This window comes from Lysobacter sp. (assembly GCA_013141175.1).
In the GTDB taxonomy this organism is placed as follows: Bacteria; Pseudomonadota; Gammaproteobacteria; order Xanthomonadales; family Xanthomonadaceae; genus Lysobacter_I.
The window spans coordinates 497716-521060 of the sequence record JABFRN010000001.1 but is presented as its reverse complement, the minus strand read 5'-3'; the positions used below and the strand labels follow the sequence as shown (position 1 = coordinate 521060).

The window sequence follows — 23345 nt, the reverse complement described above, 5'->3', positions numbered from 1 at the left end:
CGGCGAACTTGAAGCGGCTCCCTCTCCCCGTGCGCAGCACGGGGAGAGGGTGGCCGAAGGCCGGGTGAGGGGCGCTCTTCGGGACACATTGCAGTTGCGTCGACCCCTCATCCGGCGCTGCGCGCCACCTTCTCCCCGCTGTGCGGGGAGAAGGGAAGCCTTCTTCGCGTCATCCCCGCGAACGCGGGGATCCAGTGTCTTCGACGTCCTGCAATCAACGCCACTGGGTTCCCGCGTGCGCGGGAACGACGGTTTTCTCAGGATCGCGTTCATGCCGCCACCAGTACCAGCGTGGCCAGCGGCGGCAGCATCAGCGACAGCGAACGTACACAGCCGTGGGCAGGCACCGCGTCCGCGTGCAGCGCATGCATGTCGTTGCCGAGGTCGGCGCCGCCGTAGTGGCGCGAGTCGGTGTTGATGGCTTCGCGCCACTGCGCGGCGCCATCGTCGGGGACGCCCAGCCGGTAGCCCTCGCGCGGTACCGGGGTGAGATTGCAGACCACCAGCGCGGTGCCGCCGTGGCCGTCGCGGCGGATCCAGGCGAACACCGACTGCTCGCGGTCGTCGCCGCTGATCCACGCGAAGCCGGCGCCGTCGCAGTCCAGCCGATGCAGCGCGGGCGTGTCGCGATACAGCGCGTTGAGATCGCGGACCAGGTTGCGCATGCCCGCATGACTCGCATGGTCGAGCAGATGCCACGGCAAGGCTTCGTCGTGGCGCCATTCGTCCCGCTGCGCGAACTCCTGGCCCATGAACAGCAGTTTCTTGCCCGGGTGCGCCCACATGAAGCCCAGATACGCGCGCAGATTCGCGAACTGCTGCCAGTCGTCGCCGGGCATCTTCGCAAGCAATGCGCCTTTGCCGTGCACCACTTCGTCGTGCGACAGCGGCAGCACGAAGTTTTCGCTGAAGGCGTAGACCAGGCTGAAGGTCATCGTGTCGTGATGCCAGCGCCGATGCACGGGATCTTCGTGCATGTAGCGCAGCGTGTCGTTCATCCAGCCCATGTTCCATTTGTAGTGGAAGCCCAGGCCGCCGACATCTGTCGGCGCGGACACGCCGGGGAAGCTCGTGGATTCTTCGGCCGATACGATCGCGCCGGGCACATCGCCGCCGACGCGCGCGTTGATGGTCTGCATCAGCGAGATCGCTTCCAGATTCTCGCGTCCGCCGAACGCGTTCGGCACCCATTCGCCAGCGTTGCGCGAGTAGTCGCGATACAGCATCGACGCGACCGCGTCCACGCGCAGGCCGTCGATGCCGAACTGCTCCAGCCAGTGCAGCGCGCTGCCGGCAAGGAACGCGCGGACTTCGGTGCGGCCGAAGTTGTAGATCAGCGTGCCCCAGTCGCGGTGTTCGCCTTCGCGCGGATCGGCGTATTCGTACAGTGCGGTGCCGTCGAATTGCGCCAGCCCGTGCGCGTCCTTCGGAAAATGCGCGGGCACCCAGTCGATCAGCACGCCCACACCGTGCGCATGGCAGGCATCGACGAAGCGCGCGAAACCTTCCGGCGCACCGAAGCGCGCGGTCGGCGCGAACATCCCCAGCGTCTGATAACCCCACGACCCGTCGAACGGATGCTCCGACACCGGCAGCAGTTCGATGTGGGTGAAGCCCAGATCGGCGGCGTACGCCGGCAATTGCGCGGCGAGCGCGTCCCAATCGAGGAAGGTGTTGTCGTCGTTGCGGCGCCACGAGCCCGGATGCACTTCGTAGATGCTGATCGGCGCATGGCGCTCGTTGGCGGCGGCGCGTTCCGGCGGCAGCGCGCGCATCGGCATCGGCGCGGCGACTTTGCTGGCGGTGCCGGGGCGCAGTTCGGAGGCGCGCGCGAACGGGTCGGCTTTCGTCGGCAGCAGCGTGCCGTCGGCGGCGACCAGCTCGAATTTGTACAGATCGCCGATGGCGGCGTGCGGGACGAAGATTTCCCACACACCGGCGGTGTGGCGCAGACGCATCGGATGGCGACGGCCGTCCCAGGCGTTGAAACCGCCGACGACGCTGACCCTGCGCGCATTCGGTGCCCACACCGCGAAGCGCACGCCGTCGACGCCATCGACGGTGCACGGATGCGCGCCGAGGAATTTGTGCGGGCGCAGATCGCGGCCTTCGCGAAAAGCGATGAGCGTGTCTTCATCGAGCTGTGGCCCGAACGCGAACGTGTCCGCGTACAACCCTTCGCCGCCATCGTGCCAGCGTACCTTGAGGCGATAGTCGAAGTGCTTGCGCCGCAGCGGTACGCGCGCTTCGAAGAAGCCATCGCGGTGATGCAACAGGTCGGTCAGCGATTTGCCGCTGGCGGCGTCGAGCAGTTCCACCGATGCGGCGCCGGGCAGCAGCGCGCGCACCCACAGTTTGCCGTCGGCATCGGCATGCAGTCCGAGCACCGCGAACGGATCGGCGTGCCGCGCCGCGAGCAGTGCATCGATGTCCCCCTGGCTCAACATGCTCAGTTGCGAGGATCGTGCGGTTTCGGCGCGGCGCACGCATGGTCCGCCCAGATCTTGTCGGTATATTCGCGAACCGTGCGGTCGGTCGAGAAAAAGCCCATGCCGGCGATGTTGCGCAGCGCGCAGGCGTTCCACGCATCGCGATCGCGATACAGCGCATCGACGCGCGCCTGGGTGGCGATGTAGTCGGCGAAATCGGCGACCAGCAGATAGGGATCCGCGCCGAGCAGGCCGTCGATCAGCGCGCGGTAGCGCGTCGGCTCGCCGGGACTGAAGGCGCCGTTGCCGATCGCGTCCAGCACCTGCTTCAGCGCGGGGTTCTGGCTGGCGATCCAGCGCGGGTCGTAGCCCACGGCGCGCAGCTTCGCGATGTCGTCGGTGCGCAGACCGAACACGAACATGTGCTCCTCGCCCATCGCCTGCGCCATTTCGATGTTCGCGCCGTCCCAGGTGCCGATGGTCAGCGCGCCGTTCATCGCGAACTTCATGTTGCCGGTGCCCGAGGCTTCGGTGCCGGCGGTGGAAATCTGTTCGGACAGATCGGCGGCGGGGATGATCGTTTCGGCGAGGCTCACCCCGTAGTTCGGCAGGAACACCAGCTTGAGTCTGCCGCCGATACGCGGATCGCTGTTGATGGTGCGACCGATATCGTGGGCGAGGCGGATGACCTGCTTCGCGGTGTGATAGGCCGATGCCGCCTTGCCGGCGAGAATGACCGTGCGCGGCACCCAGCCGTTGCCGGCCGGGCCCTCGGGCTGCGCCAGCATCGCCTGATAGCGCGCGACCACGTGCAGCAGATTCAGCAATTGACGCTTGTATTCGTGGATGCGCTTGATCTGCACGTCGAACAGCGAGGTCGGGTCGACTTCGATGCCCAGCTCGTGACGGATCAGCGCGGCGAGGCGCTGTTTGTTCGCCTGCTTCACTTCGGCGAGGCGTTGGCTGGTGACGCGATCGTCCGCGTGCGCGCGGAGTTGCGCCAGCGCACCGAGATCGCGACGCCAGCTTTTATCGGACGTGCCTGCGCCGATGGTGTCGTCCAGCAGCGACGACAGACCCGGGTTCGCCTGCTGCAGCCAGCGGCGCGGGGTGACGCCGTTGGTGACGTTGGTGAAGCGTTCGGGAAAGAGTTTCGCGAAGTCGGCGAAGATCGTGTCTACCATCAGTTCCGAATGCAGTTTGGCGACGCCGTTGACGTGATGTGACGCGAGCACCGCCAGCGCCGCCATCTTGACCTTGCGGCCCTGGGTTTCGTCGATCAGCGACACGCTCTGCACCAGCGCGTGGTCGCCGGGATGGCGTGCGCGCACATCGGCGAGGAATTCGTGGTTGATGCGGTAGATGATTTCGAGGTGACGCGGCAGCAGCGCCTCGAACATCCGCACCGGCCAGGTTTCCAGCGCTTCGGGCATCAGCGTGTGATTGGTGTAGGACACCGCCCGGCCGGTGATGGCCCAGGCGTCGTTCCAGTTCACGCCGTGGTCGTCGATCAACAGACGCATCAGCTCCGCAGGCGCCAGCGCCGGATGGGTGTCGTTGAGATGGATCGCGTTGCCCTGTCCGAGCTGGTCCAGCGCGCGGCCTTCGGCGAGATGGCGGGCGATCAGGTCCTGCAGCGAGGCGCTGACCAGCAGCGCTTCCTGTTTCAGCCGCAGCTCGCGGCCGGCATCGGTGCTGTCGTCGGGATACAGCACCCAGTTCAGCGCGTCGGCGGCGACTTGATGACGCGCGGCGGCGGCATGGTCGCCGCGACAGAACGCGGCGAAGTCGATCGGCGCTTCGGCGCTGGCCTGCCACTGGCGCAGGGTGGAGACGCGCTCGCCGTGATGCGCGGGCACGATGAAGTCGTAGGCGCGGGCGACGATGCGCTCGGCCGGCATCCAGCAACGGCCGCCGATGCCGTCGGGTTCGACCCGTCCGCCGAAGCCGACGATGTATTCGACCTCCGGACGTTCGATGTCCCACAGCGCGCCGTGGCGCAGCCAGTCGTCGGGGCGTTCGATCTGGCGGCCGTCCTGCGTCGCCTGCGCGAACATGCCGTAGCGGTAGCGCAGGCCGTAGCCGAACGAGGGCAGGCCGGTTTCGGCGAAGGAATCGAGAAAGCACGCCGCGAGCCGGCCGAGGCCGCCGTTGCCCAACGCGGCGTCGGGTTCGGCTTCCAGCACATCGGCCAGCGACAGGCCGCGCGCGGACAGCTCGCGCGCCAGCTCGGGTTCCAACTGCAGCGCCGCCAGCGCGTTGCGCAGCGCGCGGCCCATCAGGAATTCCATCGACAGGTAGTGCACGCGGCGGCTGGACGGCCCGCGACAGGCGTCTTCGGCCTGGGTCGCCGCCCAGCGTGCGGCCAGCGTGTCGCGGCAGATGTCCGCTGCCGCGCGCAGTGCGGCGCGCGCGGCCGGGATCGCCTGGATGTCGCTGCGGGTCATCGCCAGCGCATTGCGGAAAGCCGGGATCAGGCTGGTCGGTACCGGGCCGGTCGTGGCAGTGCTGGCGTTGAGATCGGTGACTTTCATGCGTGACTCGATTCCTCGGAGTGGCGCGGGCGGCCGTCGCCGTGTGGCGCAGGCGGCGCGTAAACTTTCGGAGCTTAGGAGCCACACCGGCGCAGGGCGAGTCTGCTGTAATCGTATTCATCGCGGACGCCAGCGTGGGCGGGGCTGCGGTGGGCGTGCATTCGTTTTCACGCGCATGCGCGAAGCCCGTTGCTGCGGTGCGACAGGCATGGATTGCGCGGCTGCAGGGTGCCGATGATCCGGGTTATTTTGGAAGCGCATACAGCGACGAGGAGAAAGACGCATGGCGTGCGATCACGATGCGGCACTGCAGCATCCGTGCGGCGATCGAATCGGCGAAGCAGGCTAGGCGCATGCATCGCCGCGAATTCCTGTCGTGGTCGGCACTCGGCCTGGGTGCTGCTGCGCTGCCGCATGGCCTGCGTGCGATGGGGCGCGACGGTTCGCCCTGGTCGGACGTGTTCGCGCGGATGCCGCCCGCGCTCGCCGCACTTGTGGACGATCCGCAGCACGCGGTGCAACTGCGCTGGGCGCGCATCGTCCGCGATGCCGACGGCGCGCGGCGTTGCATCCCCCATGATCACGGCCTCGCGCCGCGACGCTGGTTTCCTGCCGCCAGCGTGGTGAAGCTGCCGATGGCGCTGCTGATGGCCGAAGCGGTGCAGGCGGCAGGCGGCGACATGGACAGCGAGCTGCGTCTCGATGCCGCGCCGATCAGCGGCGAGTGGGGCGACGAGCCGCTGGCGGACACGTTCGCGTGTGGCATCGACCGCACGTTCGCGGTCAGCGAGAACCGCCCGTACAACCGCTGGTACGAACTGCTCGGCGGCGAATCCATCCATCGTCGCCTCGTCGAACTGGGTTATCCGCAGGTGCGCCTGATCGCGCGCCTGGGCTCGCCCGATATCGAGGCGAACCGGCGCAGCGGCGGCGGCGCGCTGCTGTCCGCCGACGGGCGCACGCTGCGGCGTTTTCCTGCCGCGACTGCGCGCGCGCGGCGCTTTCCGTTCGGCCGCGTGCTGTCGGGCGAGGGCTGGCAGAACGGCGACGGCAGCGTGACCCGTGGGCCGCATGACTTTTCGCACGCGAATTTCCTGCCGTTGGCCGACAGCCTGCGCATGCTGCAGGCGTTCGTGTCGCCGGAATCGGTGCCGGCGACACAGCGCTGGAGGATCGATGGCGGCGTACGCGCGCGACTGCTGCGTGCGCTCGCCCTGCGTCCGCGCGAGAGCATATCGCCGGTGTATCCGGAAGCGGAGCATCCCGACGGTTACGCGCGCTGGTTCTTCGTCGGCGATGGTACTGCGCGTTATCCCGATGGCTTGAGCGTGTCCGGCAAGTCCGGCATGGCCTATGGCGCGCTGAGCGAAGTGGCCTACGTGGTCGATCGCGATTCCGGCGTGGAATGCATGCTCGCCGCGAGTATCCGGGTCAACGCCGACGGCATCCTCAACGACGACCGCTACGAGTACGACACCATCGGCATTCCTTTCATGGCAGCATGGTCGCGCGCGGTGCTCGATGTCGAGCGCGGGCTGCGATGGAAAGCATCGCGATGAAAGAGCGACGAATGCATTGATGAAAGCATGCCAAGAACGGGAGAACGCATGAACATGTCGATCAGGCCCTGGATACGTTCGCCATCGCGGACGTTGTTCATGGTGCAACTGCTGGCGCTGGTGCTGTATCCGTTCCTCGACGACAACCGCATCGGGCAGGTCGCTTCGACCGCGCTCAGCGTCGGCGTGCTCGCCGCTGCGGTGTGGATGGTGCATCGCTCGCCGCGCCCGGGCTGGATCGCGGGCGTGCTGGCCATCGTCGGCGTCGGTGCGTGGACCGCGCACAACGCGACCGGCAGCGTTGCGCTCGCGGTGATCGGCGCCCTCGGCTACGCCGCCGCTTATTTCTACGCCGCCGCTTCGTTGATCACCTACATGATGGGCGACGATCGCGCGACCCCCGACGAACTGTGGGCGGCCGGCGCCACCTTCATGCTGTTCGCCGAGGCCTATGCCTGGCTGTTCATGCTTTGCCAGCAACTGCAGGTGGATGCGTTCCTGGCGCCGGGCGGTGTCAAGGGCACGCTGACATGGGTGGAACTGATGTTCCTCAGCGCCACCAATATTTCGGCGACGGGCCTGAGCGACATCATGCCGCTCTCGCCGCATGCCCGTACCATCGCCATCATCGAACAATGGAACGGCGTGATGTACCTGGCGCTGATCGTGTCCCGGCTGGCCGGCATGCTTGGACGCAAGCGGGTCGCGCCGGGTGCTTGATGCGCGCGACACGCGCCACCTTGCCGACTTTGCCGGTTGGCGCGACGCCGCCTGTCCTGCGCGCCGCAGTCGCGGTTCGGCAGCCTGCTAAGCTGATGCCATCGTTGCGTAGCGCGGTCCCCCCACCCGTATGCTGAAATCCCACAAGAACCTGCTCGAACCGCGACCGTCGGATCGCCTGCGCATCGGCGATCGGATCGTCGATATTCCGCTGCGCGAGATCGCGCCGACGGCGGGCGGAGAGGCGACGCGGGTGACGCTGAAGTCGTTGGGCGTGCTGCTGACGCTGGTGGCGCATGCCAACAAACTGGTGAGCCGCGAAGCGCTGCTGGAATGGGTGTGGCCGGACACGTTGCCGGGCGACGACGTGGTGACCCAGGCGATCACCCAGCTGCGCCGCGCGCTGGGCGACGACCGCGAGCAATCGCGTTACATCGAGACGCTCGCCAAGCAGGGGTATCGGCTGATCGCCCCGGTGGAATGGCTGGTCGAGGATGATGCGGTCGCAGCGCAGCCCGCAGCGTCTGCGGAAGCCGTGCCTGCGGCAGACAATGTGCGGCGGCCCGCCCGCCGCTGGCCCTGGTTGGCGGGCGCGGCAGGCTTGGTGGTCATCGCTGTCGTCGCGCTTCTGGGGTATCGGCCGGTCGATCAACGTCCCCGGCAGGGTGCGCAAAACGCCACCCCGTCGCATTCGGTACCCGATACGGTGGCATCGCCATCGTTCCTGCGCATCGCTTCGCTGCCGCAGGCGGAGGAGAAACCCAGCCTGTCTCCCGATGGTGCGTTGGTGGTCTATACCCGCTCCACGGAAGGCGGTGGCAGGTCGCATTTGATGTTGCAGACCTCGGCGGCAGTGTCGCCGCGTCCGCTGACCGAAGCGGTCGATGAACAGTTCGACCAGTTCCCGCAGTGGTCGCCCGACGGCCGCCAGATCGCATTCGTGCGTATCGGCGGCGGTCGATGTCTGGTGATGCTGGTTCCCGCCGCCGGTGGCGCGGCGCGCGAAGTCGGCGAATGCATCGGTGGCGAAGCGCATGCGCTCGCCTGGTTTCCGGACGGCAAGACGCTGGTCGGCGCGGGTCGCGGGAAGGACGCATCGTCGCCTGGAGGAGACAAGTCTGGTGGAGACAAGCCGGTGGCCGACAAGGCGCTGTACCGGATGGTGCTCGACCGCGGCCGTTGGGAACGGATCGCCTATACGAAAAAACCCGCCGACGAGGACATGTCGCCGGAGGTGTCGCCGGATGGCCGGTGGATCGCGTTCCAGCGCAATGTGTCGGTCGCCGACCTGTGGCGCATTCCGGCCAACGGAGGCCAGGCGCAGCGACTTACCGATCTGCGCACCAACATCTACGGGTTGGCGTGGGCGCCGGACAGCCGCAGCCTGATCTTCGCGCGCTACATCAGCGAGAGGACCGTGCTGTCGACGTTGGCGCTGCAGAGCGGACGCATCACCGATCATGTCGGCGGCAGCATCAGCCTGATGTATCCGTCGGTCTCGCAGAACACCGGAGCGGTGGCGTTCGAGGTCGAGGAAACGCAGTCGCGCGTGCGGCGGGTGTCGGTGGCCGACGGCATCGACGCGATGTCCGCTTCGCAGGTGCTGTTCGACAGTACCGGCTCCAATCTCCTGCCATCGGTCGCCCCGGACGGGCGGCAGGTGATGTTCTACTCCAACCGCACCGGCGACATACGGTTGTGGTGGCTGGACCAGACCCGTCCCGATACCCTGCGGTCGTTCGATGGTTTCATCCCGATCCCGCGCTATCCGGTGATGTGGCAGGCCGACTCGCGGCGCGCACTCGCCATCGGCAAGACGGCCGCCGGGGAGGTCGGCATTTACGAACTCGACCCGAGCCGTGGCCGCGCGGTCCGATTGCCGGTGCCCGACCGGTTGCCCGTGCATGTGTCCTATCACCCGGATCCGGATCGCCTCCTGGTGGTCGCCGATCACGGTGAAGGCAGTCTGGGCGTCACCCTCTACGATCGCAGCCGTGCGCCCTGGCGAGCGATGGCCGAAGTCGGCGATGTCGCGACCGCCGTGGTCGACGCGCGTCACCGCCGGGTCGTGCTCGCCACCATGTCCGGGCCCGAGATCCGCAGCGCCGATCTTGATCTCGGCGACCTGCGCACGATCGATCGGGTGACGATCCAGCGCCGCAATCGCAACCTCGTCGCGACCCCCGATGGCGTGCGGGTGATGGATTCGGACGAACGCTGTCCCTGGCTTTGGCACTGGGTCGCCGCCGACGCGGCTGCCCGCGACCCGCAATGCCTGGGTCGCGTCGACTGGTATCTCGAAGGCGTGACCTACCACCCGGGCCAGAAGGCGCTCTATCTTTCCGTGATCGAGAAAATGGACACCGATATCGGCCTGGCGCCGCTGTCGTCGTTCACCCTGGGCAAGCCCTGAGCTGTCGTTCCTGTCCGCAACGCTTTGATTCGCAAGGTTTCGGAACGATTTCGGAACGCTTTCGCATCGATTTAGGCGAAATCTCAGGGTAATTTCCGGCGCTGCCGCCGCGATTGGGTCACACCTCGGACCTCATTCGGCACGGAGCGCAGACATGCACGCCATCCATTCTCATCCGCAGACCCTGGCGGACCGCGGCAACACGGTCGATCTCGAATACAGCGCCGCCGGCGTCGCTCCGCGCTGGCTGGCAGTGGCACGCCTCGGCAGCCTGCGCATGGCCAGCGGCGGCTTCTCGATCTGGATGCAACTGCGTGGACGGACGCGGATCACCGCGCGCGAAGGCACGTTCAGCCTGGGCGCCGGGGAATGGCTGGCGCTCGATCGCGATTCCGCTCCGGAACTGCAGGCCGGGCGCCATGGTGCGACCCTCGGCGTGATGATTCCCGTCGAAACCTTCGGGCGCGGACGCGGCGAATGGCTGCCGGGCCACGGACGGATGACCGCGCGCGATCTGCGCATCGCGATCCGGCTCTGGCGCAACGGCGCCGATGCGGTGCGCGCCCGCAGCGGCGACGACCCCGTCGGCCGCGCGCTGCAGTCGATGCTGCTGCATCTCTCGGCGCTGCAGCACGATCTGGATGGCGGCATTTCGCGCTGCCCGGGACGTTCGGTTCGCCGCAAGCGGCAGGTCTTCGGCCGGCTGCAGCGCGCGCGGCTGTTCATCGAAGGCCATCGTCACCGCGTCGTGCGCCTGAGCGAACTGGCCGAACTCACCAGCTTTTCCAGCTGGTATCTCTCGAAGACCTTCCACGAGATCTACGAGGAAAGTCCGCAGGCGGCATCGGTGCGACTGCGTCTGGAACATGCCTGCGAATTGCTCGCGGGCACCGATTGTTCGATCGGCGAAATCGGTGCGGCCTGCGGCTTCGACAACAGTTGCAGCTTCGCGCGCGCGTTCCGCATGCGCTATCGCACCACCGCCACCGCGTATCGCGAATCGATGCGGATTGACGCCAAGATCGGCACAGGCACGAACCCCGCCGCGCAAAGCCAGCGCGGCGCGCGAAACGTAATGTTGTCGAGCCTTTAACGGTGCAATAACAAGCCATCGCGCGACGCGTCGATGCGGTCCGGCGACGGGTCGCGATATCGCGACTGCAGCAGACAGTCCAATCGCAGTCGACAGTCCGTTTTTCGCGTCGCTCTAACACTACGGAGAGGATGATGATCGATCACAACAACAAGAATCCGATGAAACCCGCTGCATTGCCCCTGGCGGTCGCAGTCGCGCTGATGCCGACGATGGGCCTTGCCCAGGATGCGCCGTCCGAAGACGAACTCGATGTCGTGACCGTCACCGGTTCGCGCATTCCGCGCAGTTCCGAACTCGAAGGCACCTCGCCGGTGCTGACCATCGACCGCGCGGCGATCGAAGCCAGTGGCCTGTCCTCGGTCGGCGACATTCTCTTCAGCATCACCGCCAGCGACGGCGGCGCATTGCGCAACGTCACCACGACCACCAACGGCAGCGACGGCACCCAGAACGTCTCGCTGCGCGGCTTGGGGGCGACCCGTACCCTGGTGCTGGTCAACGGCCGCCGCTGGGTGACATCGGGCATCACCAATGCGGCACTCGTCGACCTCAACTCGATTCCGATCTCGGTCATCGAGCGCATCGAAGTGCTCAAGGACGGCGCCTCGGCGATCTACGGCTCCGACGCGATCGCGGGCGTGGTCAACGTCATCACCCGCAAGAATTTCGACGGCGCGGAAGCCAATGTGTACCTGGGCGGCTACGCCAAGGGCGATGGTTTCCAACAGTCCTACGACTTCACCGTCGGCTCGAACAGCGACCGCTGGAACGCGGTCATCAGCCTCGCCTACCAGACCCAGGAACCTGTGTTCGCCGGCGATCGCGACATCTCGTCGGTGCCGGCGTTCGGCGGCGGCGATCTGGCGTCCGGCGGTCTCTTCGGTTCGGGCAGCAACGCCCGCGGCAACTTCACGCGCTGCGCCGGTGCGTTCACCCCGACCTCGGCCGGTTTCCGTACCTGCACGCCGGTGGCAGGGGGGCCGTACACCTTGAACCAGGGCGAGGATGGCCGTCAGGCCACCGATTTCCACCGCTTCATCAGTTACACCCTGGACGGTTCGGGCAGCTCCGACCGCTACAACTTCGCACCGGTCAACTACCTGCTGCAGCCGATCTCGCGCTTCAACATCTACGGCCAGGGCAGTCTTCGCCTGACCGACCGCATCAACGCCAATGCGCAGGCGGTCTACGTCAAGCGCGACTCGAACCAGCAATTGGCCGAAGTGCCGCTGACCATGGATACCCGTGGCACCAACGGCCCGCAATGGGCGTTCGCGCCGACTGCCGGCAACGTGTTCAACCCGTTCGGCCAGGACCTGCGCGGCGCCAATTTCCGCGCGCTCGCGGTCGGCCCGCGCAAGCCGTATTTCGACAACGACAACACCGCCGTCACCCTGTCGCTGGATGGTTCGTTCGATCTGGCCGGCCGCGACATGTACTGGGATGTGGGCTATTCGTTCCTGAACTCGCGGACCAATACCCGCGGCGAAAATTTCATCAACCTGTTCAACCTGCGCAATGCGGTCGGCGATTCCCGCCGCAACCCGGTGACCGGCGCGCTGGAATGCATGAACGGCACGAGCGTCATCGCGGGCTGCGTGCCCTACAACCTGTTCGGCGGTCCGGACCTGGGCCTGGCGGCGGGCGTGATCACGCAGGCCGAATACGACGCGATGAACCGCTACATCAGCTACACGCTGAACGCTTCCGAGGAAATGACGACGAAGGATTACTTCGCGAATCTTTCCGGCTCGATCGTCGAACTGCCGGCGGGCCCGCTGGGTTTCGCGGTCGGTCTCGAACACCGCCGCACCGCCTACAACAGTTCGCAGGACGCGCTGGTGGCGGGCGGAGGTTCCTCGAACAACTTCACCGAACCGACCAGCGGCAACGTGAATGTCGACGAGATCTACGCCGAGTTGAACGTGCCGATTCTGGCGGATATCCCGGGCTTCAAACTGTTGGAACTCAATCTGGCCGCGCGCAAATCCGACTACGAGTCGTCCGGTTTCTTCGGCGGCACCACCGTCAAGCCCGACATCGGCGGCGATACGTCGAAAAAGGTCGGCCTGAAGTGGCAGGTGTTCGACGATCTGCTGTTGCGCGGCACCTACTCCGAATCGTTCCGCGCCCCGGACGTGCTCGATCTGTACCTCGGCGGCGGCGAAAGCTTCCCGCCCGCGATCGATCCCTGCAACACCATCAACATCGGGCTGGCCACCACCGACGCGGCGCGTTGCGTCGCCGATGGCGTCCCGGTCGTCGGCGTGGTCCAGCCGAATGCACAGATCCGTTCGTTGACCGGCGGCAACCCGGGCCTGAAGCCGGAGTTCGGCACCACCAAGAGTTTCGGCGTGGTCTACAGCCCGAGCTGGGCGCCGGGCCTCAACATGACCCTCGACTGGTACAACATCTCGCTGGAGGACGTGATCACGTTCCGCAACTCGCAGAGCATCCTCACCGCCTGCTACGGCACGCCCGGAACGCCGGGTGCCGCGACCAGCACGGCCCAGCGCGATCTGTTCTGCTCGTTCATCGTCCGCGATGCGACCGGCAATATCCTCGATCTGCGCCAGAGTCAGTTCAATCTGGCGCAGGGCGAGGTGGAGGGTTACGACTTCCAGGTCACTTATGCGCTGCCGGAAACCGCATGGGGCAAGTTCGCCTTCCAGTGGGACAACACGTATTCGACCCAGAACACCCTGTTCGGCGTGATCGGCACCTACAACGGTGCGCCGGCCTGGCGCCTGCGTTCCAATCTCAGCGCTTCGTGGCAGAAAGGCGACTGGGAAGCCAACTGGGCGGTGCGCTACTACTCGGGGATGGACGAAGCCTGTGCGGGCGGCAACTACTTCGAGTACGGCATCACTCCGCAGGAACAGTGCAACCACGACATCTTCGATTCGAACGGCAATTTCCTGCGTTTCGAGAACCGGATCCCGTCGGCGACCTACCACGACGTGCAGGTCGGCTGGAAGACGCCGTGGAACGGCAAGATCACGGCGGGTGCGCGCAACGTGTTCGGCAAGGAACCGCCGATCGTCCGCAACTCGTTCGCGCACTCGTTCGATGGCGCCTACGACCTGCCGGGCGGCGGATTCTTCTATCTGCAGTACAACCAGAAGTTCTGATCCCGGCGTCATACCGGTCCTGCGCGTTGCCGAGTCGCAGGACCGGCGCTTCTCCCCGCTGAATCCCTCTCTCTCTCTCTTCGAGGCCCCGCGATCCGGGGCCTCTTTTTTGTCCGGACTGTTTTTATCCGGACTGACTGCGCTCAAGATCGGAGCGGCGCGACGGCCTACAATCCCGCCATCGCCATCGATCGCGCAGGTGCGAGCCTTGAAACTCCAGGTCCCCTTCATCCAGTTGCCGCTGTTGTTCGACGGTGCCGCGCTCGCGCAGGAAATCGACGCGCTGGGCGAGTCGGTGTGGAAGCCGCACCCGCAGGGCTTCGCGGGCAATTCGATGCTGCCGCTGCTGGCGGTGAACGGCGATCCGGACAACGAAGCCTTCAGCGGGCAGATGCGTCCCACGCCGCATCTGCAGCGCTGCCCGTACATGCTGCAGACGCTGGCCAGCTTCGGCGCCACCATCGGCCGCACCCGGCTGATGCGCCTGGCCGGGCAGGCCGAAGTCGCCCGCCATGCCGATCAGGGCTACTACTGGGCCGAACGCGTGCGCGTGCACGTGCCGCTGGTGACCCAGCCGACGGTCGCGTTCGAGTGCGACGGCCACACCATCCACATGGCGGCCGGCGAATGCTGGATCTTCGACACCTGGCGCCAGCATCGCGTGCTCAACGATGCGGTGCAGTCGCGCATCCATCTGGTCTGCGACACCGTCGGCGGCGGCGCGTTCTGGGACATGGTCACGCACGGCCGCGCGCACGATGCCCCGCACGACGGCTGGGTGCCGAAGCGCATCGCGCCGGATGCCTTGGCGCCGCGCGAGTTCGCCTGCGAGTCGGTGAACGTGCCGGCGGTGATGAGCCCATGGGAGCTCAGCCAGCATCTGTCGTTCCTGATCGCCGAAGCCTTGCCGCATCCGCAGCTCGCGCTGCTGCAACAGCGTGCGGGTCAGTTGATCCGGCAGTGGAAAGGGCTGTGGGCGCAGTACGGCGATGCGGCCGAAGGCCGCGCGAAATTCCGCGCCGCCTTCGATGCCTTCGCCGTCTCGGTGCGCGGTCCCGGCCAGGGCGTGATCCTGCGCAACGAAATGCCGTGGTTCCAGGTGATGATGGTGATGATCAGTCGCGTCGCGGTGGCGCCTGCGGATGCGCGTGCGGCGGGCAGGGCGGCTGGCGAGTACGCATAAGCCCTCTCCCGTCTCGAATGGCGTCAGGCCGCCTGCTGCCGGCCTTCCGCCATCGCCGTGCATTCGCGTTCGGCATGCACGAAGAAATCGCGCTGGATCTCCGCGAAGCTGCGATAGCCCTCGCGCGCGAGTTCGAGAATGCGTTCGCGCGATTCCGGGCGATAGCGTGCGGCCAGTTCCAGCGCCTTCATCGCTTCGGCCAGATGTTCGGCTTCGACGCCCTGCGATTCGAATGTGGCGTGGATGGTGATCCATGCATAGGCATGCACGAGTTTTCCGCCCAGCTCCACCCGGTAGTCGCGTTCGCGCAGGTACTGATAGAAGCCTTCGTGATGGCGCTCGGCGCGGAACACGCGGTCGATGATCGCGTATTCGCGGTCGGCCATCGATTCCGAAGCGATGTGGGTGCCGATCGAACGGACCAGCGCTTCGGCGTCGTGGGCCACGCTGCCGTAGCAGACGAAGGTGCGGGTGCGGGCGACGACGTCCTGCAGCCACGCCGGCGGCGCCGACAGCGCATTGCGTTCCGCCAGCGGCAATCCGGCGTAGTCCGCGGCGGCCTTGCGCATCGCCTGGGCGAGGGTGCGATGCGGCACCCGATGGCCCTTGTCGAGGTGTTCGTCGACGGTGGCATCCAGCACGTGCCCGGCGACATCCATGCCGCGTACCGCCTGCGCCCGGTCCGCTTCGTTGGGATCTAGGAACAGGTCCTGCGATTCGCCGAGGTTGCCCGACAGTTTGGCCACCAGCGCCCCGGCATACCCGTTCCAGCGGGTATAGCGGTCGATGAACAGGAACTGCGACAGCGGGTCGCGCACGGCGGCATCGCAGGCGCGGCGCACCGTGGCTTCCATCGTGGTCTGTTCGGCGGCGGTCTGGAATTCTTCGAGACGAAACATCGGCGCTCCGGGCGTTGATCGTGGCAAGGGAGAGGCTTTTCAGTAGCCCGGCGCGCGCGACCCTGTCAAGCGTCGGGCCTGCGGGGAGGCGGTCGAAACGAAAAAACCCGCGGAGTGCGCGGGTTTTTCGTTCGACGGATGCGGATCGCCGACTCAGAACTTCGGCTTCTCCGCTTCCGGCGTGGCGTTGTAGCGCTCGATCGACTCCATGATCAATCGCTTCGCTTCCTCGGCGGCGCCCCAGCCGTCGAGCTTCACCCACTTGCCCTTCTCCAGATCCTTGTAATGCTCGAAGAAGTGGCCGATGCGATCCAGCCAGTGCGGGCTGACCTGGTCGATGTCGGCGATGTGGCTGTAGCCGGAAAACACCTTGTCCACGGGTACGGCGAGCAGTTTCTCGTCGCTGCCGGCCTCGTCCTTCATGCGCAGCACGCCGACCGGGCGGACCCGGATCACCGACCCCGGCACCAGCGGCAGCGGCAGGATCACCAGCACGTCGGCAGGGTCGCCATCGCCGCACAGCGTGTGCGGCACGTAGCCGTAGTTGCAGGGGTAGCGCATCGGGGTGGACAGGATGCGGTCGACGAAGATCGCGCCGGAGGCCTTGTCGACCTCGTACTTGACCGGCTCGGCGTCCTTCGGGATTTCGATGATGACGTTGATTTCGTCCGGCGGATTCTTGCCGGTGGGGACGAGGTCCAGGCCCATGGCGGGGCTCCATTCGATGCGGGAAGTCACCCATTCTACGTCGGCGGATGTTGCGTCGCAGCAGCGGCTCGCCTGCGATCGGCTGCCGGACATGCGCACGGCGACCCGAAGGCCGCCGTGCGTGTCGTCCAGAATCCGCCGCAGCGCTTTACTGCACGGTGATTTCCACCCGACGGGCCTCGACAGGATCGCCGTTCCCGGTGGTCAACTCCGGCTTGCGCATGTCGATCATGCTTTCGCCGACGCCGGCCTTGACCAGCGCTTCCTGCACCGCTTGCGCACGACTGCGGGCAATGTCGGCGTTGATCTGCGGATTGCCGCTGGCGTCGTGGTAGCCGGAAATCGCGACCCGGCTGTCCGGATTGGTCTTGAGAGTGGCGATCACACGCGACAATGTTTGTGCAGCATCGGCCGGCAGGGCGGCCGAACCGGAAGCGAAATAGATCTTCGCCATCCGGCCCGGGTCGTTGGCGGGGTCGGCCGCAGCCGCCTGGACCTCGGCCGCCGAGGACATCGCGGGGGCTCCGGTATCGGCGGCGGCGGTCGCTGCGGCCACTGCGGCGGCCTCGGCCGCAGCGGCGGCTTCGGCGACGGCCGTTTCGTGACCGGCCGGCATGCCGCCCTCGACCTTGTTCACCGGCAGCAGCGGCACCAGCAGCAGGGCGACGATGTTGATGATCTTGATCAGCGGGTTGATCGCCGGGCCGGCGGTGTCCTTGTACGGGTCGCCGACGGTATCGCCGGTCACCGCAGCCTTGTGGGCCTCGCTGCCCTTGCCGCCGTGATGGCCGTCTTCGATGTACTTCTTGGCGTTGTCCCAGGCGCCGCCACCGGTGGTCATCGAGATCGCCACGAACAGGCCCGTGACGATGGTACCGATGAGCAGGCCGCCCAGGGCTTCAGCGCCCAGCAACAGGCCGACCACGATCGGTACAGCGACCGGCAACAGCGACGGCACGATCATTTCCTTGATCGCCGACTTGGTCAGCATGTCCACGGCTTTGCTGTAGTCGGGCTTCGCGGTGCCTTCCATGATGCCGGGGATATCGCGGAACTGGCGACGCACTTCCTCCACCACGCTGCCCGCCGCGCGGCCCACGGCTTCCATCGCCATCGCACCGAACAGGTAGGGGATCAGGCCGCCGATCAGCAGGCCGATGATGACCTTGTGATCGGACAGATCGAACGCGAAGGTCACGCCCGGATTCGCCGCCTGCAGGTTGTGGGTGTAATCGGCGAACAGCACCAGTGCGGCCAGCGCGGCGGAACCGATCGCGTAGCCCTTGGTGACCGCCTTGGTGGTGTTGCCGACGGCGTCGAGCGGATCGGTCACGGCGCGCACTTCCGGCGGAAGCTCGGCCATTTCGGCGATACCGCCGGCGTTGTCGGTGATCGGACCGTAGGCGTCCAGCGCCACGATCATGCCGGCCATCGACAGCATGGCGGTGGCGGCGATCGCGATGCCGTACAGGCCGCCCAGCGCATGCGCGCCCCAGATCGCGATGCACACCGCGATCACCGGCAGTGCGGTGGACTTCATCGACACGCCGAGGCCGGCGATGATGTTGGTGCCGTGGCCGGTGGTGGATGCCGCCGCGACGTGCTGCACCGGCTTGTACTGGGTGCCGGTGTAGTACTCGGTGATCCACACGATCACACCGGTCAGTACCAGTCCGATCAGCGCGCAGTAGAAGAGATTCATCGCGCCATGGGTGTTGTCGCCCATCAGCTGCATGGTGATCGGATAGAACGCGATGGCCGCCAGCACGCCGGAGACGATCACGCCCTTGTACAGCGCGCCCATGATCGAGCCGCCTTCCTTCACCTTGACGAAGAACGCGCCGATGATCGAGGCGATGATCGACACGCCGCCCAGCACCAGCGGATACAGCACCGCGTTCTTGCCGGCTTCGGCCAGCATCAGGCCGCCGAGGAGCATGGTCGCGATGACCGTGACGGCGTAGGTCTCGAACAGGTCGGCCGCCATGCCGGCGCAGTCGCCGACGTTGTCGCCCACGTTGTCGGCGATCACCGCAGGGTTGCGCGGGTCGTCCTCGGGGATGCCGGCTTCGACCTTGCCCACCAGATCGGCGCCGACGTCGGCGCCCTTGGTGAAGATGCCGCCGCCGAGGCGCGCGAAGATCGAGATCAGCGACGAACCGAAGGCCAGGCCGACCAGCGCGTGCAGCGCGGCCTCACCGGTGATGCCCATGTGCTTGGTCAGCACCACGTAGTAGCCGGCCACGCCCAGCAGGCCCAGACCGACCACCAGCATGCCGGTGATCGCGCCGCCCCTGAAGGCGACGTCCATCGCCGGCCCCATGCCCTTGCGTGCCGCTTCGGCGGTGCGGACGTTGGCGCGGACCGACACGTTCATGCCGATATAACCGGCCGCGCCCGAGAGCACCGCGCCGATCAGGAAGCCGATCGCGGTCGGCCAGTTGAGGAAGATGCCGATCAGTGCGAACAGCACGACACCGGCGACGCCGATGGTGGTGTACTGACGGTTGAGGTAGGCGCGCGCGCCTTCCTGGATGGCGCCGGCGATTTCCTGCATGCGCGCATTGCCGGCGGGCTGGCGGTTGATCCAGCGGGCCGAAATGATGCCGTAGAGAATTGCCACGACCGCGCACGCCAGCGCGATCATCAGTCCATATTGCTCAAGCATGAAACCCTCCCCAGAGTCGTAAAAAGAAGTACCAAGAAACCGCATGTGGACGTATCGCTGACTGCACAGAACCGGTCGCGGGAAACAGGACGAAACAGGGCGAAACAGTGACGTGGAAAGGCGACGTCGCGAGGCTTCGGCCGCGTTTAACCGGGCGACTATGGCATAGGGGCCGCCCCCATTGGAACCGGCCAACGCCCCTTCCGCCGGCGAGCCGACATGCGGCGGTGCGTCGCAGCACCGTGCCGGCCCGGCCCGCCGATCCGGCCAAGCCAGCGCGGGTTCACGCGGTGTCGGGCAGTTTGCCCAAGCCTTCCCGGCCGCTTTCCGGCCCCCAGAGAACGCCCATGCGCTTCACGACCATCGCCTGCCTGTCGCTGTTCCTGTCGTCCGTCGCGCCTGCGGCCCCGGCGCAAACCCCCGAAATCCAGCGCGAACCCTTTCCGGCGCAGTCGCCCGGCAAGGTGCACACCATCCGGATCATCCCCGAGGTCTGCGCCTATCTGCAGGGCAGTTTTGCGGCCGACACCGCCACGCCGTACCGCTACGGCGCCGCGCGCACCGGCAAGCGTTGCCAGCCGCGCGCACGGCTGGTCGACCCGGCCAAGGCGAACCCGTCCGCCGAGGCGGGCTGGATCCTCAATGACCTGATCCGTATCCCCAACGCCGGTTGCCCGGCGCAGCAGGCAGTGATCCGGATCTGGCGCAAGCCCACCAACAACGCCCCCCAGCTCGACGGTGAAGGCCGGCCGCGGATCTACCTGGAAGACGCCAAGCGCCAGGCGGCGGCCGGGAAGATCCCGGCACTGCCGCAGTACGCGGCAGTGCTGACGATGGAAGGCCGCGCTTGCCCTTGATGAGGTGAAGCGCGGATGCCTTGAGCGCGTGCCTCAGCCCTGCAGCGGCACGCCGACGCCGCGCAGGAAGGCTTCGACCTCGCGGGTGTAGTCGTTGTCTTCGCCAAGATCGCGGTTGATCTCCATGTGCGACATCGGTTTCTCCAGCAATTGCGTGCGCGTGCCGAAGCGCGCCGCCTTGTCGAGGAACAATCGATTGGCGGGGCACGAATCGCGACGCCCGCTGGCGCATACGGCAAGTACGGGCGCGATCTTCGTGTTCAATTGAGCGAGCGGCGAGGCCGCGCGCCAGTAGGCGGGATCCTTGCCGAAGGCGTCGTCGAACAGCGGTGGATTGCGGCCCCGCATCGTCGCCTCGGTATCGATCGCGCCGCCGTCCAGCAGCACGCTGGCACGCCATGGTTTCACGCCGGCCTGGCGGACCATCGCCGGCGATGCCGCCAACAGCCCGACGAGATGCGCGCCGGCGGAATGCCCCATCAGCACGAAACCGTCCGGATCGCCGCCGAGCGCGGCGACCGTGTCCTGCGCCTTTGCGACCGCGCGCGCGATATCGCGCGCCTGTTCGATCGGATCGGTGTCCGGCAGCATCCGGTAATTGGTCGAGATCACGATCGCACCCGCTGCGGTCCAGCGCTTCTGCTTGGCTTCGATCAGGCCGCGCATCGCCTTGTCGCCGCGCCGCCAGCCGCCGCCGTGCACGTAGAAGATGGTCGGTGCGCCTTTCAGTGGTGACGTGTCCGGCAGATACACATCGAAACGCTGCGCCGGATCCGGTCCGTAGGCGACCTCATGCATCATCGGAGCTGCGCTGGCGGTGGCTTGCGCTGCCGCAGGCGCCGGTTGACGGAACGCCGCGCCCAGGGCCAGCAACAGGACGAACGCCAAACCCGGCCACGGACGACGACGCATCGTGGTCATCGGGTCGGGGCCCGGTTACGGTCCTGATCGAGGTTCTGGTTAAGGTCCTGATTGCGCCGATGCGCGCGTATCCACTCGCGACGCTGCTCCTTCGGCATCGCCTTGAGCTGTTCGCGCAGCGGGGCGCGCTGTGCGGGCGGAAGGTCGCGGCGCTGCTCGAATGTCGCCCGCGCGTGTTTGCGCTGTTCGGGCGACATCTGTTTCCAGCGGCGCTCGCCCGCCTTCGCGCGCTGCCGCTGCTCCGGCGTCATCCGCTGCCAGCGTTCCGCGTGCTGCAGCATGCGCGTGCGCTGTCCGGGGTTCGCGTCCCAGCGTTCGCGCACCACGGTCATGATCGCATCGCGCTGAGCCGGGGTCAGACGCTCCCATTCCGGCGCCTGCGCCGTGCGCTGGGTGGATGGCGCAGTCGGCGGGGGCGTTTGCGCGAACGCCATGCCCGACAGGGCGAGCAGCAGCGCGCAGACCAGGATGAAAAGACGGTTCGAGCGGTTCATAGCGACTCCGTGACATCGGCCTGCGACTCTTCCGAGCCCAGCCACAGATAGAAATCGGGGCTTTCCTGCAGTGCGTCGAAGCCCATGGTCTCGTCTGCGGTATCGAATTCCGCAGCGAGCAGTTCCTCGGGCAGCGCGTCGTTCTCGATGGGCATGCCGTCGGTGGATGCGCTGTCGATGAGAGTGTCGTCGACGGCGACGGCATCGACGGCGACATCCGGCGCATCGGCACTGGCGATGACCGGCGCGGATGACGTCCCGGTGTCGGCCGCAGGCACGTTCGTTCCGGAGGCCGCTTCGATGTCCGATGCGGCGGCGATCGTTCCCGCCGGTTTCGGCGCGCCGCCATCGCGGTTGTCGCGCACCACGAACAGCCCGACCGCGAGCGTCAGCGCGGCGGCGCTGCCCAGCGCGAGCATCGGCCAGACGCGCACGGGGGCCGGGCCCGAGGCCTGTTTCATCGCTGCGCGGTGGCGCTGCGCAAGCTGCGCCTGCACCCGTGGCGAGAGACGGTCGAGCGATGCGGCATGCGCGCGGCGCGCGGCCTCATCGAGCGCGGTGTGCGAATCCTGGCGTGGGTGGTCCGAAGTCATCGGAAATCCTCCAACTGTCGTTGCAAAGTGTCGCGGGCCCGCGAGAGATGGGTTTTCACCGACCCCTCGCTGCAGCCCATGATCCGCGCGGTGGTGGCGACATCGCAGTCTTCCAGCACGCGCAGGGTGAAGGCCTCGCGCTGGCGCGCGGGCAGCGTGCGCAGCGCGGTGGCCACGGATCGATAGGTCTCGCGGTTGTCGTGCGTCCGCGATGGATCGGGGGCATCGTCGGGCGCCTGATCGATCCAGTCGATCGCATCGTCGTCCTCCGTTTTCGCGCTCGGCGACACCAGCCAGCGCATCCGGAACAGACTGCGCCGCTGCAGATCCACGATCCGGCTGCGCAGGATGCTCCAGAACAGCGGTGTCCACTCCGCCGACGGCCGCTCGCGATAGCCCATCATCCGGATCATCGCGTCCTGCACCACATCCAGTGCGTCCTCGCGATGCCGCAGCCCGAGTTCGGCGAAGCGGAACGCGCGCGCCGAAATGCCCTCAAGGAACGCATCAAGGGAAAAGTCCTCGGCCGCCCCCGGGGAGGAGGCGGCCGAGGAAACACGCGTGGAGGTGTCATCGGAGCTCACGCGTGCAAGCTTAAGGCCACGAAGGTCATCGGCGGCGCGACCGTCTGCCATCGGAGCGGAGACTCAATGCCTGTGGTCCCAGCGCCGGTCGAGGCGCTCGCCGCGACGGTCCAGGCGGTTGTCGGCCACGTCGCCCTTGTGGTCGAGGCGGTTCTCGATGCGGTCGCCCTTGTTGTCGAAATGGGCGGCGCGGCGCTCGTGGCCATGGTTCTCGGCGACTTCGGCCCGGCGGTCCAGGCGCTCGTCGATGCGGTCGCCCTTGCGGTCGAGGCGGTTGTCGATATGGTCGCCCCGGTGGTCGAAGCGGCGCTCGACGCGGTCGCCACGGTCGGCGGCCTGGGCCGTACCTGCGGCCAGGGCCGCCAGCAGCAGGGAAACGGTGATCAGCGATCTGGTCAGCGGCAATGTCATGGGTTGTCCTTCTGGAAGGGAGGAATGTCGGTGCGGCAGGCCTGCGGGCAGGGAAGAGAACGCCCCCACGGCCGGCCGGTTGACACGCCCCCGCGCCATTCATGTCGCGGTTATGATGCCGACAGACCCTATGTGGAGAACGACG

Annotated in this window: 16 protein-coding genes and 1 pseudogene; 7 read left to right on the top strand and 10 right to left on the bottom strand. The window is 66.9% G+C overall.

Translation table 11 applies throughout. From position 1 onward, the window contains the following. Positions 1-269 precede the first annotated feature (269 nt). A complete protein-coding gene (glgB, locus tag HOP03_02465; GenBank protein NOT87025.1) occupies positions 270-2447 on the bottom strand; it encodes a 1,4-alpha-glucan branching protein GlgB in 2178 nt (725 codons plus the stop codon). Between the two features lie 2 nt (positions 2448-2449). Next, positions 2450-4876: a glycogen/starch/alpha-glucan phosphorylase gene (locus tag HOP03_02460; GenBank protein ID NOT87024.1), complete on the bottom strand. Its 2427-nt coding sequence runs from the start codon at positions 4874-4876 to the stop codon at positions 2450-2452. A gap of 440 nt (positions 4877-5316) precedes the next feature. Between HOP03_02460 and HOP03_02455 the strand changes: the two genes are divergently transcribed. The 6 genes and pseudogenes from HOP03_02455 (at position 5317) to HOP03_02430 (ending at position 15065) form a co-directional block, all read left to right on the top strand. Continuing rightward, on the top strand, positions 5317-6522 hold the full coding sequence (locus HOP03_02455; GenBank protein NOT87023.1) for a hypothetical protein: 1206 nt from the start codon (positions 5317-5319) through the stop codon (positions 6520-6522). Between the two features lie 48 nt (positions 6523-6570). Then, the gene (locus HOP03_02450; protein NOT87022.1) at positions 6571-7242 is read left to right on the top strand and encodes a two pore domain potassium channel family protein; all 672 of its coding nucleotides are present in this window, start codon (positions 6571-6573) and stop codon (positions 7240-7242) included. Between the two features lie 130 nt (positions 7243-7372). Then, a complete protein-coding gene (locus tag HOP03_02445; protein ID NOT87021.1) occupies positions 7373-9655 on the top strand; it encodes a hypothetical protein in 2283 nt (760 codons plus the stop codon). A gap of 154 nt (positions 9656-9809) precedes the next feature. Continuing rightward, positions 9810-10731, top strand: a pseudogene (locus HOP03_02440) (helix-turn-helix transcriptional regulator). 151 nt (positions 10732-10882) lie between these two features. After that, positions 10883-13882 carry a TonB-dependent receptor gene (locus HOP03_02435; protein NOT87020.1) on the top strand — a complete coding sequence of 1000 codons (3000 nt, stop codon included), beginning with the start codon at positions 10883-10885 and terminating at the stop codon, positions 13880-13882. Positions 13883-14090: 208 nt separating this feature from the next. After that, a complete protein-coding gene (locus tag HOP03_02430) occupies positions 14091-15065 on the top strand; it encodes an aspartyl/asparaginyl beta-hydroxylase domain-containing protein (protein ID NOT87019.1) in 975 nt (324 codons plus the stop codon). 23 nt (positions 15066-15088) lie between these two features. Here HOP03_02430 and HOP03_02425 read toward each other — a convergent pair whose 3' ends face one another. From HOP03_02425 to HOP03_02415, 3 genes are all read right to left on the bottom strand, one after another. Then, positions 15089-15964 carry a hypothetical protein gene (locus HOP03_02425; protein ID NOT87018.1) on the bottom strand — a complete coding sequence of 292 codons (876 nt, stop codon included), beginning with the start codon at positions 15962-15964 and terminating at the stop codon, positions 15089-15091. A gap of 153 nt (positions 15965-16117) precedes the next feature. Then, positions 16118-16672: an inorganic diphosphatase gene (gene ppa / locus HOP03_02420; protein ID NOT87017.1), complete on the bottom strand. Its 555-nt coding sequence runs from the start codon at positions 16670-16672 to the stop codon at positions 16118-16120. Positions 16673-16820: 148 nt separating this feature from the next. Then, on the bottom strand, positions 16821-19340 hold the full coding sequence (locus HOP03_02415) for a sodium-translocating pyrophosphatase (GenBank protein ID NOT87016.1): 2520 nt from the start codon (positions 19338-19340) through the stop codon (positions 16821-16823). A 347-nt stretch (positions 19341-19687) separates the two neighbouring features. Here HOP03_02415 and HOP03_02410 point away from each other — a divergent pair, with 347 nt between their 5' ends. Beyond that, the gene (locus HOP03_02410; GenBank protein NOT87015.1) at positions 19688-20197 is read left to right on the top strand and encodes a hypothetical protein; all 510 of its coding nucleotides are present in this window, start codon (positions 19688-19690) and stop codon (positions 20195-20197) included. A gap of 33 nt (positions 20198-20230) precedes the next feature. On the opposite strand, the gene HOP03_02405 is transcribed toward HOP03_02410, so the two are convergent. From HOP03_02405 to HOP03_02385, 5 genes are read right to left on the bottom strand one after another with little or no spacing between them, the layout of a single operon-like run. Beyond that, on the bottom strand, positions 20231-21118 hold the full coding sequence (locus HOP03_02405; protein NOT87014.1) for an alpha/beta hydrolase: 888 nt from the start codon (positions 21116-21118) through the stop codon (positions 20231-20233). Further along, positions 21115-21612: a DUF3106 domain-containing protein gene (locus HOP03_02400; GenBank protein NOT87013.1), complete on the bottom strand. Its 498-nt coding sequence runs from the start codon at positions 21610-21612 to the stop codon at positions 21115-21117. Before HOP03_02400 ends, HOP03_02405 begins: the two co-directional genes overlap by 4 nt. Further along, positions 21609-22205, bottom strand: a complete 597-nt coding sequence (locus HOP03_02395) for a hypothetical protein (GenBank protein ID NOT87012.1) — start codon at positions 22203-22205, stop codon at positions 21609-21611. Before HOP03_02395 ends, HOP03_02400 begins: the two co-directional genes overlap by 4 nt. Continuing rightward, positions 22202-22840, bottom strand: a complete 639-nt coding sequence (locus HOP03_02390; protein NOT87011.1) for an RNA polymerase sigma factor — start codon at positions 22838-22840, stop codon at positions 22202-22204. The genes HOP03_02395 and HOP03_02390 overlap by 4 nt, the downstream gene beginning before the upstream one ends. A 12-nt stretch (positions 22841-22852) precedes the next feature. Further along, positions 22853-23200 carry a hypothetical protein gene (locus HOP03_02385; GenBank protein ID NOT87010.1) on the bottom strand — a complete coding sequence of 116 codons (348 nt, stop codon included), beginning with the start codon at positions 23198-23200 and terminating at the stop codon, positions 22853-22855. Positions 23201-23345: the final 145 nt, after the last annotated feature.

Excerpts from the sequence above, each read along its gene's own strand:
- glgB (NOT87025.1), bottom strand. The coding sequence starts at position 2,447 with ATGTTGAGCCAGGGGGACATCGATGCACTGCTCGCGGCGCGGCACGCC.
- HOP03_02460 (NOT87024.1), bottom strand. The coding sequence starts at position 4,876 with ATGACCCGCAGCGACATCCAGGCGATCCCGGCCGCGCGCGCCGCACTG.
- HOP03_02455 (NOT87023.1), top strand. The coding sequence starts at position 5,317 with ATGCATCGCCGCGAATTCCTGTCGTGGTCGGCACTCGGCCTGGGTGCT.
- HOP03_02450 (NOT87022.1), top strand. The coding sequence starts at position 6,571 with ATGAACATGTCGATCAGGCCCTGGATACGTTCGCCATCGCGGACGTTG.
- HOP03_02445 (NOT87021.1), top strand. The coding sequence starts at position 7,373 with ATGCTGAAATCCCACAAGAACCTGCTCGAACCGCGACCGTCGGATCGC.
- HOP03_02435 (NOT87020.1), top strand. The coding sequence starts at position 10,883 with ATGATCGATCACAACAACAAGAATCCGATGAAACCCGCTGCATTGCCC.
- HOP03_02425 (NOT87018.1), bottom strand. The coding sequence starts at position 15,964 with ATGTTTCGTCTCGAAGAATTCCAGACCGCCGCCGAACAGACCACGATG.
- ppa (NOT87017.1), bottom strand. The coding sequence starts at position 16,672 with ATGGGCCTGGACCTCGTCCCCACCGGCAAGAATCCGCCGGACGAAATC.
- HOP03_02415 (NOT87016.1), bottom strand. The coding sequence starts at position 19,340 with ATGCTTGAGCAATATGGACTGATGATCGCGCTGGCGTGCGCGGTCGTG.
- HOP03_02410 (NOT87015.1), top strand. The coding sequence starts at position 19,688 with ATGCGCTTCACGACCATCGCCTGCCTGTCGCTGTTCCTGTCGTCCGTC.
- HOP03_02405 (NOT87014.1), bottom strand. The coding sequence starts at position 21,118 with ATGACCACGATGCGTCGTCGTCCGTGGCCGGGTTTGGCGTTCGTCCTG.
- HOP03_02400 (NOT87013.1), bottom strand. The coding sequence starts at position 21,612 with ATGAACCGCTCGAACCGTCTTTTCATCCTGGTCTGCGCGCTGCTGCTC.
- HOP03_02395 (NOT87012.1), bottom strand. The coding sequence starts at position 22,205 with ATGACTTCGGACCACCCACGCCAGGATTCGCACACCGCGCTCGATGAG.
- HOP03_02390 (NOT87011.1), bottom strand. The coding sequence starts at position 22,840 with ATGGCAGACGGTCGCGCCGCCGATGACCTTCGTGGCCTTAAGCTTGCA.
- HOP03_02385 (NOT87010.1), bottom strand. The coding sequence starts at position 23,200 with ATGACATTGCCGCTGACCAGATCGCTGATCACCGTTTCCCTGCTGCTG.